The following is a 14,647-nucleotide window of genomic DNA, read 5'->3' as shown; positions in this document are numbered from 1 at the left end:
TTAAAAGGTCCGTCTGATATGAATGCCTACTCCGGCACAGTCTGCCACGGCACCGCGTTTATTGATGCGCACCTGGATGTCCCGGATGCCGGCGAATTCGTAAATCAGAGTGCACAACTGCTCTGCAAAGGTCTCAATCAACTCAAAGGATTGCTCCGCAGCCCAGCTGCGGATGTGCTTGCTCAGGGCGTCGTAGTCTAGCGCTTTGGCCAGGTCGTCGCTGGCACCGGCAGGCCGGCAATCGAACGCCAGCGTCAGGTCGAGCCAGAGCGTCTGGCGTATGGTGCGCTCCCAATCATAGGCGCCAATCACTGTTTCAACCTGCAAGCCTTCCAGAAACACGGTGTCCGATACCGGGTTTGCAACCGTCTTATTCTCAGCCATGCACCGCCTCCAGCTCATCCAGTGACCAGCGCGCCCGGATATCCAATGCCAGCGGGCTGGTTTCTCCGGCTTTTAGCCGCTGCCAGCCCGCATAGGCGATCATGGCGCCGTTATCAGTGCAAAACTCAAGGCGTGGGTAGTAAAGCTTGCACCGGCGTTCGGTCGCCATCGCTTCCAGCTTTTCACGCAGACGCCGGTTGGCGCTGACGCCCCCGGCGATAACCAGCGACCGGTGACCGGTCTCCTTCAAAGCCCGGCGGCATTTAATGGACAGCGTATCAACCACGGCCTCCTGAAAGCCGGCGGCTATATCGGCCATTATCTGGGGTGGCACGGCTTCTTCAACCGCATGAGTCGCCACGGTGTTACGCACCGCCGTTTTCAGACCCGAAAAACTGAAATCCATACCCGGCCGGTCGACCATAGGGCGAGGGAACTCGAATACGCCCGGCGTGCCACTGTCGGCCAGCTTGCTGAGCAAGGGCCCGCCCGGGTATGGCAGGCCCATCATCTTGGCCGTCTTGTCGAAAGCTTCGCCGGCGGCATCGTCCAGGGTTTCGCCCAGAATGCGGTATTCGCCCACACCCCGCACATCCACCAGCAAGGTATGGCCACCGCTGACCAGCAGGGCAACAAACGGAAACGGCGGAGCGTTGGGTTCCAGCATCGGCGCCAGCAAATGTCCTTCCATGTGGTGCACACCCAATGCGGGCACCTCCCAGGTCCATGCCAGCGACCGCGCGAGGGCGGCACCCACCATCAAAGCACCCACCAGACCAGGCCCGGAGGTATAGGCAACGCCGTCAACTGCCCCCAAAGGCAAACCCGCCTGATCAAAGGTATGCCGAATCAGCGGCACCAGCTTGCGAATATGGTCCCGCGAGGCCAGTTCAGGCACCACACCGCCAAATTCAGCGTGCATTTTCACCTGGCTGAATAGCGTATGAGCCAGCAAACCCTGTTCAGAATCGTATAGGGCGACGCCGGTCTCATCGCAAGAGGTTTCAATTCCCAGAACGCGCATTCAGACTCCCGATGGGCAAAACCGGCCCGCAGGCTGCAGCGTAACCGGTCCGGAGGTGGTAGAAGAGGCGAGAGTTTAAAGAAAGCCGTGCCATAAAGGAAATCACCCGGACCGCTTCGGGCCAACCAGGGCTTTACAGCAACGACCGCAGGCCGTAAAATCACGCGCCTCGAATTTGGGGGTTCTGCGACCGGAACCCGCTGCGAGATGTCAAACCCACACTGAAAAGGTCTTTTTAATGCCAGCAGTTAAAGTAAGAGAAAACGAGCCGTTCGACGTCGCTCTGCGCCGTTTCAAGCGTTCCTGTGAAAAAGCCGGTGTTTTGTCTGAAGTGCGTCGTCGTGAGCACTACGAAAAGCCGACCTGGGTTCGCAAGCGTAAAGCTGCCGCCGCGGTTAAGCGTCACGCCAAGAAACTGCAGCGTGAAAACAAGCGTCTGGTACGGTTGTACTAAGATTTCTGCACAGGGTTAACGAGCAAATAACACAATTTGCCCGTTCTGATGTTGCCGAAAATCGCTTTAAAAGTGGGTTGACCTGACATGTCTGAGCTCAAGCAACAGATCACCGAAGCCATGAAAGACGCCATGCGTGCCAGAGACAAGGTACGGCTGGGCACGGTACGGCTGATTCTGTCTGAGCTCAAACGCGTAGAGGTTGACGAGCGAGTAGACGTCGATGACGCCCGGGTTTTGGCGATCCTCGATAAGATGAACAAACAACGTCGTGATTCCATTGCGCAGTACGAGACTGCCGGACGCGATGATCTGGCCGCAATCGAGCGAGAAGAAATGGAGGTGATTGCCACGTTTCTCCCGGCGGCGCTCTCGGAAGATGAAATTAATGCCCTTATTGATACCGCCATCGCCGATACCGGCGCTGAGGGTATGCAAGACATGGGCAAGGTAATGGGGGTTTTGAAGCCTCAATTACAAGGCCGCGCCGATATGGCTGCGGTAAGCAAGCTGATCAAAGCCCGGCTGGGCTGATCCCGGGGTTTCCCGACCCTGACTGGCGTCGACTGATCATCAAAGGACCCGCCCAAAGCGGCTTCTTACCATGATTAGCAAGCAATACGACCGAAACAGACGGTTGCATGCTACGCCAAGGCTGGACCTTAACCGGATCCACCGCGCCTTCTGCTCGACTGGCAATGCCCGTTAGAATTGCCCGATACGCCGCATGCACATCCCTTTGAGGAACCTATGGCTGGCCTGATTCCCAACGATTTCATCGATGACCTGCTCGAACGCACCGACATCGTCGAGATCATCGGTCATCGCGTGCCGCTGAAGAAGAAAGGCAAGGACCACTGGGCCTGCTGCCCCTTCCATAACGAAAAATCACCCTCTTTCTCGGTTAACCCGGTAAAACAGTTTTACTACTGTTTTGGCTGTGGTGCCTCCGGCACGGCGCTGCGCTTTTTGCAGGAATACGAACGCCTCAGCTTTCCCGAAGCCGTTGAAGAACTGGCCCGCGCCGCTGGCGTCGAGGTGCCTCGCGAAGAACAGAACGCGGCTCAGCAAGCCCAGCAACGCAAACGCCGCACGCTCTACGATTTGATGGGCAGCAGCGCCGACTATTTCGCGCATCAGCTGTTCAATCATCCGGAAGCAAGTATCGCCCAGCAATACGTTCTTGGGCGTGGCCTGAGCGAAGAGGTCATTCAGCGCTACCAGATTGGCTACGCGCCGCCCGGCTGGCAAAACCTGATGCAGCATTTCGCCGGCACCGAACAAAGTGCCGAACAGCTGTTCGCCACCGGCATGATGGTGCGCAACGACAAGGGACGCGAATACGACCGCTTCCGTCAGCGGCTTATGTTCCCGATCCGCGATATTCGTGGCCGCACCATCGCCTTCGGTGGCCGGGTATTAACGCCAGACGACAAACCTAAATACCTGAACAGCCCGGAAACGCCCATCTTCCATAAGGGCAACGAGCTCTATGGCCTTTATGAAGCCCGCCAGGCGCTGCGTAACTTCGACAACATCATTATCGTCGAAGGCTATATGGATGTGGTCGCCCTGGCTCAGTTCGGGGTTAAAAACGCCGTCGCGACCCTGGGTACGGCAACGAGTTCCACCCACATTCAACGGCTGTTCAAGCTGACCCCAGAAATTATTTTCTGTTTCGATGGCGACGAAGCCGGGCGCCGGGCCGCATTGCGCGCACTGGAAAACGCTCTGCCGGAAGTGCGAGACGGCCAGCAAGCCAAGTTCCTGTTTCTGCCCGAAGGCGAAGACCCGGATACCCTGGTGCGCAATGAAGGCTTTGAAGGCTTTCAACGACGCGTCAAGCAATCACAAAGCCTGGCCGACTTTCTGTTTCAGCACCTGCAAACCCAGACCGACATGACCACTCTGGAAGGCAAGGCCCGTCTGGCCAGCCTGGCCCGGGGCTGGATAGAACCGATGCCCGAGGGCATTTTACGTCAACTGCTGATGCAGCAATTGTCGAACCTGGTTGGTTTGTCTGTTGAACAGATTCTGACAACACATGCCCCGGTCAAACCGGTGATACCGGAACCGGCAAAACCCCGTTCCGAGCCAGCAGTCCACAACCCTGATCTGGCGATGCCGGATGACTGGATGCCCAGTTATGACGGGCCAATGGACGATTATGAGTCTGAGTATGGCTCTGGTGACTACTCTGGTGGCCAAACAGGCTCCAGCCGAAACAAACCGGCCAGCCGGGCCAACCTGGGCGTTCAGTTCAGTCTGGTGCATCGCTGCCTGGCCTGGCTGATTCGCCACCCGCATCTGGCCAATGAACTGAACCTGGAGCAACTGGAGCATCTGCCCGAACAGGAAGGCAAGGCGCTGCTCAGCCGCGTGGTACGACTGCTGCAGGAAGCGCCCAGGGCCGATATCTATCATGCCTTCGACTACCTGTGTCAGCACGGCTTGCGCGACACGCTGGCGCCCATTGCGGCATCCGACTATCTTTGGCTGGAGGAACACACATCCGACACCGACCCGATGACATTAGCCCGCGCAGAGCTTGAAAAACTGGTAACCGCCCTAACCAAGAGAGCACCTGATGCCGAGTACGAAACACTCAAGCGGCGCATCATCATCGAAAGAGACCCTTCCATCACCCCGGAAGACAAGCGGCGCTTTTTAGAGCTGCAGAAGAAACGCAAACTGTGACAGGGCAAATCTGTGACCATAAACTGACTTCGGCCAGGGTACACAGCCCATTGTCCTGCTGGCGCTCCCTGGTGGGCGTACGAACCCGACCTGACTCAGGTCTTTCAATGCAACCAATGACAGGCCGCATTGATCAAAAATTGGCTAACCCTTTGATTTACGGTAAACTAAAGGGCTATTTGCCTTCGCATGATCCACTACTGAACTTACAGGGTTTCTATGGCTGAAAAATCTCAGCAACAGTCGCGCCTCAAGGAATTGATCGCCCGCGGTAAAGAGCAGGGCTATCTGACCTACGCCGAGGTGAACGACCATCTTCCGGAAGAGATTAACTCGCCGGACCAGGTGGAAGACATCATTGCGATGATCAACGACATCGGCATCAAGGTGTTTGAATCGGCCCCGGACGCCGAACAACTGATGATGACCGATGAAAGCAGCACCGACGACGACGACGCCACCGAGGAAGCCGCGGCGGCACTGGCGGCGGTCGAAACCGACACGGGCCGCACCACCGACCCGGTGCGCATGTACATGCGTGAAATGGGCACGGTCGAACTGCTGACCCGCGAAGGCGAGATCGTTATCGCCAAGCGCATCGAGGAAGGCACCCGTGAAGTCATGCAGGCCATGGCCTATTTCCCGGGTGTTGTCGAAAACATTCTGGCGGCCTATGCGCATACTCAGACTGAAGACGGCGGTCGCCTGTCCGACATCCTGACCAGCTTTCAGGATCCGGACGAAGCCGACCCGTCTCCCGCGGCCGACTCTCCGGACGCCATCATTGAAGCGAAAGCCGACGATGACGACAGTTCCGACGACGATGACGACGATTCCGACGACGATGAGAATGAAGGCGGACCTGATCCGGAACTCGCCCGTGAGCGCTTTACACTGCTGGCCGAGCAACTCGAAACCGCTACCAAGGTGATTGAGAAGAAAGGTCGCTACAGCAAAGAAGCAACCGACGCACTCGACGCCATGGGCATGACGTTCTCCTGCTTCAAGCTGGCTCCGCGTCAGTTTGAAGAGTCGCTGGTGATCATCAAGAAGACCGTCGATGAGATTCGTGACCAGGAACGCAAGCTGCTGAACATCTGTGTGCGCCACTTGAACATGCCGCGCAAAGAGTTCATCAAGATGTTCGTCGGTCACGAGACCGAAGAAGAGTGGCTGAATAATCTGCTTGAAGACAGCCGGTTCGCCGAAGAAGCCTTCCGCTTCGACGTCGAATTGCGCCGTGCTCAGCGCAAGCTGCGCAATGTGCAGAAAAACAGCCAGATCGCTCTGAGTGAGATCAAGGACATTCACCGCCGCATTTCCATCGGTGAAGCCCGGGCACGTCGAGCCAAGAAAGAAATGGTCGAAGCCAACCTGCGTCTGGTGATCTCGATCGCCAAGAAGTACACCAACCGTGGTCTGCAGTTCCTCGATCTGATTCAGGAAGGCAACATTGGCCTGATGAAGGCGGTCGACAAGTTCGAGTACCGTCGTGGCTACAAGTTCTCGACCTACGCGACCTGGTGGATTCGTCAGGCGATTACCCGGTCGATTGCCGACCAGGCTCGCACGATCCGGATTCCGGTGCACATGATAGAGACCATCAACAAGCTCAACCGCATTTCCCGCCAGATGTTGCAGGAAATGGGGCGCGAGCCGACGCCGGAAGAACTGGCGGAACGGATGGACATGCCGGAAGACAAGATCCGCAAGGTGTTGAAGATCTCCAAAGAGCCGATTTCGCTGGAAACGCCCATTGGCGACGACGAAGACAGCTCGCTGGGCGATTTCATCGAAGACAACACCATGGAAATGCCGATCGATTCGGCCACCGTCACCGGCCTGCGCGAATCGACCCGTGAAGTTCTGGCGGGGCTGACCGCGCGCGAAGCCAAAGTGCTGCGCATGCGTTTCGGCATCGACATGAACACCGACCACACCCTTGAAGAGGTCGGCAAGCAGTTCGACGTGACCCGCGAGCGGATTCGTCAAATAGAGGCCAAGGCGTTGCGCAAATTGCGCCACCCGACGCGTAGCGATCACCTGCGCAGCTTCCTTGACGACTGATCGACCACTGTCGACTGAAAAACCGCGCCCTGGCGCGGTTTTTTTATGCCTGCCGCTGTCTACACCAGTATCGGAGTTCGGAAGTGGTTGGGTGCCATGGGTCCGCAGCGGCTACCGGGGTTGGCCCTGTGGGGTCGGCGTAAATCTGTCCATGGAGCCTAGATCGCAGCATCCCTGCTGCGAACTACCCCACAGGACCAACCCCGGCAGCCGCTGCTCACATCCCCGCGAACTCCAAAACTAGAGCTAACTCTTAAGACTCAAGCTTCGGAGCTCGCAACCAGCTGAGTGTCAGGTGCCGGGTATGCCTATCTGGGGAAGTCTGAGGCATGGACTAAAACGCCGGGAGCGTTTTAGCACGAGCGAAGCGAGCCCGTAGGGTGAATCCCATGGAGGGGATTCATATCCCGAAGTCTAGGCCCCATGGATGGGTTCACGCCGACCCCAGATAGGCATACCCGGTGCCTGACACGGATTCTTGGCACCAACGCAAACCCAAACTCCAAACCTTAAGTTAAAAGCAGCTTCAAACCAGAAGGTTCGCGCCCTTTCAGCATTGCGGTACACTTGGGCTTCAGGCACAACAACGATAAAACCCATGCCGCTTACTGCATCTCTTCAGGCGTTACGAAAACGCGGACAACCCGGTCGCTGGGTCAGGTCGCTGCCGTTTTGGTTGATTGTGGGGCTGGGCCTGGTTCTGGTCGTACTGATATTGGCTCAGCGCAGCCTGATGCAACTGGACATCGCCCAGGCGTCTGAACGCGCTCAACAACGGCTTGGCGCCTTTGAGACCTCGTTGTCGGCGTCTATCGACCGGCATCTGTACCTGCCTCATATTCTGGCCAACGACCCGCGTATCGTTACCGCCCTGGCACAACGGGACCCGCAGCAACCGGCTATCGAGAATTCAACGCAAACCTCAATTTTACTGCGCACCATCAAGCGCCAGGCTGGTGCCGATGAGATCTTTCTGATGGACCCCGATGGCATGACTCAGTGGTCCAGTAATTTCGAGACTGAATTCAGCTTTGTAGGCTCCAACTATGCCTTCAGACCCTATTTTCGCGATGCGATTAACGGCAAACCGGGCTTCTATTTCGCGGTAGGCGCCACCTCGGGCATTCCGGGTCTGTTTTTATCGGCTCCGGTGCGAGCCAGCGACGATTCGATCCTGGGCGTCATCGTGGTCAAGATCAATCTGCAACCGCTGGAGCAAAGCTGGCAGGCCTCCGGCGACAGCGTTTGGGTGACCGATCAGGAAGGCATTATTTTTCTGTCATCGGCGCCGCGCTGGCATTACTACGCTACCCGACCGCTGAGCGAGGTCCATCAGGATCAACTCGCCCGAACCCGGCAATTCGGGCAGGACCCGGTGAAGCAGTTGCAACCGGTTACGGAATGGCAGTCAGAGCGCTGGTCTACGTTTGATTTGGAAACCGATGGAACCCAGCTGGTTTTTGCCTCAAATATCGATGATTACCCCTGGCAAATGCACCTGCGCGAGCCACTGGCCGAGGCCCAGGCGCGGGTTCGCGCCCGCCAAAGCCTGGTGCTGATCGGCTACGCTACCTTAGCAGGTGCCCTGCTCTACTACCGGGAGCGCCGGCGCCGCACCGAGGCTCAGCGCGCCATCAGCCGGCTGACGGCCGAGCGCGAACACCACCAGCGCGCCATTATTCAGAACACCGATGCTGGACTGCTGAATCTGGACGATCAGTTCCGCCCCTTGTTCATCAATGAGCAGGCACGTCGCCTGTTCGCGTTGTCGGAAAACGATTTGAATCACCGGCCCGGCCAGTTATTGACACCCTGGCAACCCGGCCAATACGGTCAGGCTCCCGTGCGGGCGGAGGGCCTGCGTACCGATGGCAGCCGCTTTCCGGTGCTCTACACCCTGAACCCGATTCGAGTTGGCTCGGCGCGGGAATACATCGTCACGGTGCAGGACATCACGGAGCTGACGGCCACCCAGCAAGCCCTGGAAGAGGCCAACATGGCGCTGGAGCAGCGCGTGGAAGAACGCACCCGGGATTTGCAACAGGCTCAGGCAGCGCTCGCCCAGAACCAGAAGTTGGCGGCCCTGGGTCGTATGTCATCAGCCATTGCCCATGAGCTGAACCAACCGATTACGGCGCTGTCGAACTACGCCGCCAGCAGCCATTTATTGCTGCAACGCGGCAAACTCGACGCTGTTGGCACCAACCTCGGCAAAATTGAAGACCTGGTCACCCGGTTATCGAATCTGTCGCGCCAGTTACGCATCTTTTCCGGCAAGCGCAACACCGGGGCTACACCGGTCACCCTGGAAGGGCCGATACGCTACGCGCTGGAACTGCTCAGGCCGCGACTGGTAGCCGCCGGAATTGACTGCCAGCTCACTATTCATTCAGACCGACTGGTACAGGCCAATACCATGATGCTGGAGCAGATTGTGGTTAACCTGATCAGCAACGCGATCGACGCGCTGGCTGAGGCCAGGCAACGACGCATTGCCATTACTCTGGAGCACGCCACCTCGGCTTCACCGCAATCGGGTGACGACACGCCACTCACGCTGTCAATTCGCGATACCGGCCCCGGTATCCCTGCCGACAAGCTGGTGCATATCTTTGAACCTTTCTACACCACCAAAGCCGTTGGCGATGGCATGGGGCTTGGCCTCGCGATCAGTTACAATCTGGCGAGCGATCTGGGTGCGGAGCTGACGGTCGACAGTCAGCAAGGGCACGGTACCGTCTTTCATCTGAGCTTTGCGCACTCCATTAGCCCCGCAGTATTGCAAACCGAGGCAACGAAATGATTTCCGACACTACGGCCGTCATCATCGACGATGACCCTGAGGTTCTTGCCTCGCTGGAACAATGGCTGGATCTGGCTGACGTGCAGGTTCATACCTTTGCCAGTGCCGATGCTGCCCTGCCGCTGCTGACTCCCGATTTCGGCGGAGTCGTGGTCAGCGACATCCGTATGCCGGGCATGGACGGCATGAGCCTGCTCAAGGCAGTCGACCCGTCGATCCCGGTGATACTGATTACCGGCCATGGTGGCATCGCCCAAGCGGTGGAAGCGATGAAACTCGGCGCCTTCGACTTTATTGAAAAACCCTACAAGCCTGACCGCCTGATCGACATGATCCAGCGAGCCAGTGAGCAACGCCGGGTGCACCTGGCGACCCAGCCGCATCATACCCAGGCCGACAGCGACGAACTGGCCGACACCATCATTGGTGATTCCGACCCGATACGCACCCTGCGTCAGCACATTCAGGCGCTGGCCCGGGTCAACGCCGATGTGATCATCTCCGGCGAAACCGGCACCGGCAAGGAACTGGTCGCGCGCAGCCTGCACCGGCTCAGCATTCGCCAGCAAGCACCCTTCGTCGCCATCAACGTTGCCGCCATTCCCGAAAACCTGCTCGAAAGTGAACTCTTTGGCCACGAAGCCGGCGCCTTCACCGGTGCCCAGAAACAACGCAAGGGCATATTCGAAGCCGCCCACAAGGGCACGCTGTTTCTGGATGAAATAGAAAGCATGCCGATGGCGTTTCAGATCAAGCTGTTACGCGTACTGCAGGAACGCGAAGTCGTGCGGGTTGGCTCACACACACCGATCCCATTCAATGTGCGCATCCTCAGCGCCACCAAGGAAGACCTGCGCCAAGCTGCCAACGAAGGCCGCTTTCGAGAAGATCTGTATTACCGGCTGATGGTCGCCGAGATTCAACTGCCCCCCTTGCGCGAGCGCCCGCGCGACATTCCCGTGTTGTTCAGCCACTTCATGCAAGAAGCCAGCGAACAGAACCAAATACCAGTGCCGGAGCTCAGCTACGATGACCTGATCGCCCTGGAACTGCACGACTGGCCCGGCAACGTGCGTGAACTGAGGCACACGGCCGAACGCTATCTGCTGACGCGCAGTTTTAATCAGGTCTCGGTATCCGAGCTGCTGCAACTGGGCTCCAGTAACCGGGGCAATGCGCACAGCGGCGAAGGGTCACTCTCGGCCCGGCTCGAACAGGTCGAAAAAGCGCTGATCAGCGCCGAACTGAGCCACCACCAGGGCAACATCAAGGCGGTGATGGAGGTGCTCGACCTGCCGCGCCGCACCCTGAACCAGAAAATGCAGAAATACGGGCTCAAACGCGAAGCCTTCACCCACTGAATTTAACAAAGCCGACCCGATATGACTGCCCTGTTCGATGCCCTGCAAAACCGCCGCTCCACTCGCCGCTTCCTCGACAAACCCGTCGAAAAAGCGACCCTGGAGCGTATTCTGACCAGCGCCCGGCGTGCACCCAGCGGCGCCAACCTGCAACCGGGCTTCGCCTATTTGCTCGTTGGCGAGCCACTGACCCAGCTCAGTGACCGCCTCTGCGAGGCTTTCGAACAGTCCGACACCCGACCGGAAGAATACGACTACTTCCCCCAACCCATGCCCTCCTACCTGAAGGCCCGTCAGCGGGAAGTCGGTTACGCCCTCTACAACAGCCTGGGCATCGCCCGCCGCGACATCCCCGGCCGCCTGGCCCAACACCGGCGCAACTTCCACTTCTTCGACGCCCCGGTCGGCCTGGTCATCACCATCGAGCGCGCCATGGGCAAAGGCTGCTACATGGATCTCGGCATGTTCATCCAGTCCATCTTCCTCGCCGCCAAAGGCGAAGGCGTCGACAGCTGCGGCATCGGTGCCCTGGCCAGCTACCCACACATCATTCGCGAACAACTCGCCCTCCCCGACAACGAAGTCGTTGTCTGCGGCATGGCCCTCGGCTACGGCGACCCGTCAGCACCTGAGAACCAATTCGAAACGCCTCGCGCTCCGCTTGACGAATATGCGCGGTTTCTTGGGTTCTGAGGGTGTTCTTTGGGACTGTGGTTGAATTTATTGGTGGCAGTCGCTTGGAGCTGTGGTTGAATTTACAGGTGCCATGAGTTCGGGGTACAGGGCGGTTCCCTGCTGCCACCGCTCAGAGGCACATCCCTGTGCCACTTCACGGGACGCGGGCGTCCTGCCCGCTGCTGCAGGGAACCGCCCCGCACCCCTTTTATAATCAATCACATCCAACACCTAGACTTCGGTGTAGTTCTGAGTGGTTGTCTTTGGAGCATCGAATTGTTACCAAACCAAGTGTTGGCTGCCGGGTAGGCCTATCTGGGGTAGTCCGCAGCATGGATGCTGCGGTCTAGGCTCCATGGACGGATCCACGCCGAGCGAGTGTCGCACCACCCAAATAAGCCTACCCGGTGGCCAACACGAGCGACTGCCACAAACCCAAACTAAGCCTCCAGGACAACCGCACTGGCCAACCCACCCGCAGCGGCAATAGCCGCCAGGGCGAGGCTTCCTTTGGGGGCCTGCATCATCTCGTGGTAGGCCCTGACCGCCAGAATGGCTCCTGAGGCACCAATGGGGTGGCCCCGGGCCAGGGCACCGCCGCCCTGGTTTAGTTTGTCGAGTGGCAAACCCAGCTGGTGGGCATTGACGAGGGCTTGTACGGCGTAGGCTTCCATCAGTTCGATGCAGTGGAATTGGTCGGCGCTAAGACCGTTGCGTTCAAACAGCCGTTGTACGACGGGCACAATGGCCCAGGGTGGCGAGTCTGCGGGGCCGCCGCCGCTGATGTCGGTTACCCAGCGCATGGCGCGGGTGCCGGCGGGCAGTTTTGCCAACATGCGTTCGCTGACCAGCAGGCATAGGGCGGCTGCATCGGCCTGCAAGGCTGTGCCTGCGACGTTGACAGAGCATGTTTGCCATTGGGCCACCTTGGGCGTGCGGTTGGCCAGTCGCTCCGACAGCGGCCGGGTGGCGGCATCTACGTTCAAACCAGCCAGCGGTATGCATTCGTTGGTTAGCCGGTCTTGCGCGGCCAGCGCCTTGGTGTGGCTGTCGATGGCCCAGGCGTTTTGCTGGTCGAGGCTGATACCCTGTTCGTGCGCCAGGCGGGCGGCGCTGTCGGCCATGTCCGGGTCGCGGTCTGACCAGGGGGTGAAGGCCGGGCGTTCATAGAAATCGGGCGAATCGTCTTTGTTGAGCGGGCGATGGGCGCGCATTGCCCGGCGACTGGTGCTTTCCACGCCCCCGGCTAATACCACATCTGCCTGGCCGCGGGCGATGGCCTGGGCGCCCAGACGCAGACTGTCGAGACCCGAGCAGCACTGGGTATCGATGGTCAGGGCCGGAACCGATTCCGGCAGGCCAGCGGCCAGCGCAATCAACCGGGCCGGGTTGCCGCCACCGTATAGCGCATTACCAAGCATCACCTGATCGACCTGCTGCGGGCTCAGCCCCGTTTGCGCCAACAGTGCCTGAATAACCGGCACGGCCAAGTCGCTGACACCCAGCGTTTTGAACGCCCCGTTGACCGGGGCGACAGGCGTTCGGCGGGCGGCAACCAGATACACCGGGTTCATGATGGTATTGCCTTATCAGGGCCGGTACCTGCCTGTACCACCGTTAGCCAGCGCTCCAGCGCGACAAAGTCCGTCTTGCCACTTTGGGTCATCGGCCACTGCTCCAGAAAATACCAGGCCTTCGGTATCTGAGAGATGGGAAAACGCTGCCGACAATGCTGGCGCAACGACTCCGCCGACGCTTTGGCATCATCAGCCTGAACCACCGCCGCGATCTTGTGGCCGCGCAAGGCATCGGGCAGCCCAAGCAGGGCGGCCTGGGTCACCTCAGGGTGCTGCAAAAGCCAGGCTTCTACCTCTTCCGGATAGAGGTTCAGGCCACTGCTGACGATCATGCGTTTCTCGCGGCCAACCAGATAGAGATACCCCTGCTCATCCAGATAGCCATGATCGCCGACCGTTAACCAGTCGCCTTCGCGGGCAATTTCATCGCCGCCACCGCACTCATAGCCATCAAACACCAGTGCACTGCGCACCCAGATACGACCGCGCTCTCCGGTTGCCAGCGGGGTTTGGGCCGAAGGGCCAACGCGTACCTCAACACCGGGCACCGGGCGGCCAACCGAGCCCTCGGGAGCTCTGGTCTCATCGTTATGCAGGGCGATAAAGCTCATTTCTGAGGTGCCGTAAAATTCCGTTAGCCCGGCATTCGGAAACGGCTGACGCAGGGCCTGGCGAGTATCGTCGGGCCACTTTGCCCCGCTGATGATCAGATGACGCAGTTCCGGCAAGGGCGGCAGCGCATCTCGCTGAGCCGTTTGCAGCAGCAATTTGATCTGCGTCGGCGTGCCATAGAGTGCCGTAACACCCTGTTCGCCGAGCGCCTGAAGCACGCTTCGTGGCCGGAAGCGAGGCACCAGAACGACCCCAATACCGGCCTGCAATGCCTGAATAACGCCATACAGATGCAGCGACGTAGCCAGACTGCCCGGTGCCATTACCCGATCTCCCGGTTGCAAGTCGAACAGCCTCTTGCTCAGCTCGAAACTGGCCAGCCAGGAAGCGTGGCCGCGGCGGTATCCCTTGGGGATGCCCGTCGAACCCGAGGTGAAGCCCACGTAAAAGGCCTGGTCCGGCGTGGGTTCGGGGATGGGAGCGAGTTCAACGTCGGGATTTTCCAGCCACAGCGTCAGGTGGGCATTGTCCAGAACCCGGTCTGGCCGAGTCTGTCGATCGATTTCCGCACGTTGCGCATCGGGCCAGCCGGTATCCAGCACCAGGGCCCGGTTGCCCGAGCAGCTTATGGCCAGAAAGGCCAGAATGAGCAGCAGCGGGTCCGACACATCCAGTGCAATGGCCCGGTTGATGCCCAACTCAGTGTGCAGGCGGCCAGCGAGCTGTTCTACCTGACGGTGCAAATCCGACCAGCACAGACACTGAGCCTGGCATTGCAGTGCCACGGCGGTGGGTTGCTCAACCGCCCAGCGTGCCAGCGTCGCCCCGACAAAACGCTCGTCAGCAGTGGCCGCCGTATCATCCCGCATGGTGTTCACCCCACCGCGTTTCAGCCATGCAGCGCATTAATCCTTCCTTCCCGTTTAAAAATCACACCCGCTACTTTACCAGAATAATCCAGCTGTCTGAGCGTCCCGAGTTTGACCGGCATCC

The 14,647-nt window shown here is 59.1% G+C and carries 11 protein-coding genes; 7 read left to right on the top strand and 4 right to left on the bottom strand.

Going from position 1 to position 14,647, the window contains the following annotated elements; translation table 11 throughout:
• Both folB and tsaD read right to left on the bottom strand, forming a co-directional pair.
• Window positions 1-384 carry a dihydroneopterin aldolase gene (gene folB / locus ACHUE7_RS11110; RefSeq protein ID WP_394170021.1) on the bottom strand — a complete coding sequence of 128 codons (384 nt, stop codon included), beginning with the start codon at window positions 382-384 and terminating at the stop codon, window positions 1-3.
• Complete coding sequence (tsaD, locus tag ACHUE7_RS11105; protein ID WP_394170020.1) at window positions 377-1,408, bottom strand: tRNA (adenosine(37)-N6)-threonylcarbamoyltransferase complex transferase subunit TsaD; 1,032 nt, start codon at window positions 1,406-1,408, stop codon at window positions 377-379. The genes folB and tsaD overlap by 8 nt, the downstream gene beginning before the upstream one ends.
• Window positions 1,409-1,646: 238 nt before the next feature.
• On the opposite strand from tsaD, the gene rpsU reads away from it, so the two are divergent.
• The 7 genes from rpsU (at window position 1,647) to ACHUE7_RS11070 (ending at window position 11,483) form a co-directional block, all read left to right on the top strand.
• Window positions 1,647-1,862 carry a 30S ribosomal protein S21 gene (gene rpsU, locus ACHUE7_RS11100; RefSeq protein WP_028669284.1) on the top strand — a complete coding sequence of 72 codons (216 nt, stop codon included), beginning with the start codon at window positions 1,647-1,649 and terminating at the stop codon, window positions 1,860-1,862.
• An 87-nt stretch (window positions 1,863-1,949) separates the two neighbouring features.
• Window positions 1,950-2,396 carry a GatB/YqeY domain-containing protein gene (locus ACHUE7_RS11095; protein WP_348477612.1) on the top strand — a complete coding sequence of 149 codons (447 nt, stop codon included), beginning with the start codon at window positions 1,950-1,952 and terminating at the stop codon, window positions 2,394-2,396.
• A 216-nt stretch (window positions 2,397-2,612) separates the two neighbouring features.
• Window positions 2,613-4,559 carry a DNA primase gene (gene dnaG, locus ACHUE7_RS11090; RefSeq protein ID WP_394170019.1) on the top strand — a complete coding sequence of 649 codons (1,947 nt, stop codon included), beginning with the start codon at window positions 2,613-2,615 and terminating at the stop codon, window positions 4,557-4,559.
• A 219-nt stretch (window positions 4,560-4,778) separates the two neighbouring features.
• A complete protein-coding gene (gene rpoD, locus ACHUE7_RS11085; RefSeq protein WP_394170018.1) occupies window positions 4,779-6,626 on the top strand; it encodes an RNA polymerase sigma factor RpoD in 1,848 nt (615 codons plus the stop codon).
• 598 nt (window positions 6,627-7,224) lie between these two features.
• On the top strand, window positions 7,225-9,429 hold the full coding sequence (locus tag ACHUE7_RS11080) for a sensor histidine kinase (RefSeq protein WP_394170017.1): 2,205 nt from the start codon (window positions 7,225-7,227) through the stop codon (window positions 9,427-9,429).
• Window positions 9,426-10,790, top strand: coding sequence for a sigma-54-dependent transcriptional regulator (locus tag ACHUE7_RS11075; protein ID WP_394170016.1), 1,365 nt, complete (start codon window positions 9,426-9,428; stop codon window positions 10,788-10,790). Before ACHUE7_RS11080 ends, ACHUE7_RS11075 begins: the two co-directional genes overlap by 4 nt.
• A 21-nt stretch (window positions 10,791-10,811) precedes the next feature.
• Window positions 10,812-11,483, top strand: coding sequence for a nitroreductase (locus ACHUE7_RS11070; protein WP_394170015.1), 672 nt, complete (start codon window positions 10,812-10,814; stop codon window positions 11,481-11,483).
• A 422-nt stretch (window positions 11,484-11,905) separates the two neighbouring features.
• Here ACHUE7_RS11070 and ACHUE7_RS11065 read toward each other — a convergent pair whose 3' ends face one another.
• Window positions 11,906-13,039 (bottom strand): thiolase family protein, encoded by a 1,134-nt coding sequence (locus ACHUE7_RS11065; RefSeq protein ID WP_394170014.1) that lies wholly within the window; start codon window positions 13,037-13,039, stop codon window positions 11,906-11,908.
• Complete coding sequence (locus tag ACHUE7_RS11060) at window positions 13,036-14,523, bottom strand: AMP-binding protein (protein ID WP_394170013.1); 1,488 nt, start codon at window positions 14,521-14,523, stop codon at window positions 13,036-13,038. The genes ACHUE7_RS11065 and ACHUE7_RS11060 overlap by 4 nt, the downstream gene beginning before the upstream one ends.
• Window positions 14,524-14,647: the final 124 nt, after the last annotated feature.

The sequence above is a fragment of the Saccharospirillum alexandrii genome, assembly GCF_043641555.1.
GTDB lineage: Bacteria > Pseudomonadota > Gammaproteobacteria > Pseudomonadales > Natronospirillaceae > Saccharospirillum > Saccharospirillum alexandrii_A.
This window is presented reverse-complemented; position numbering and strand designations above follow the sequence as displayed.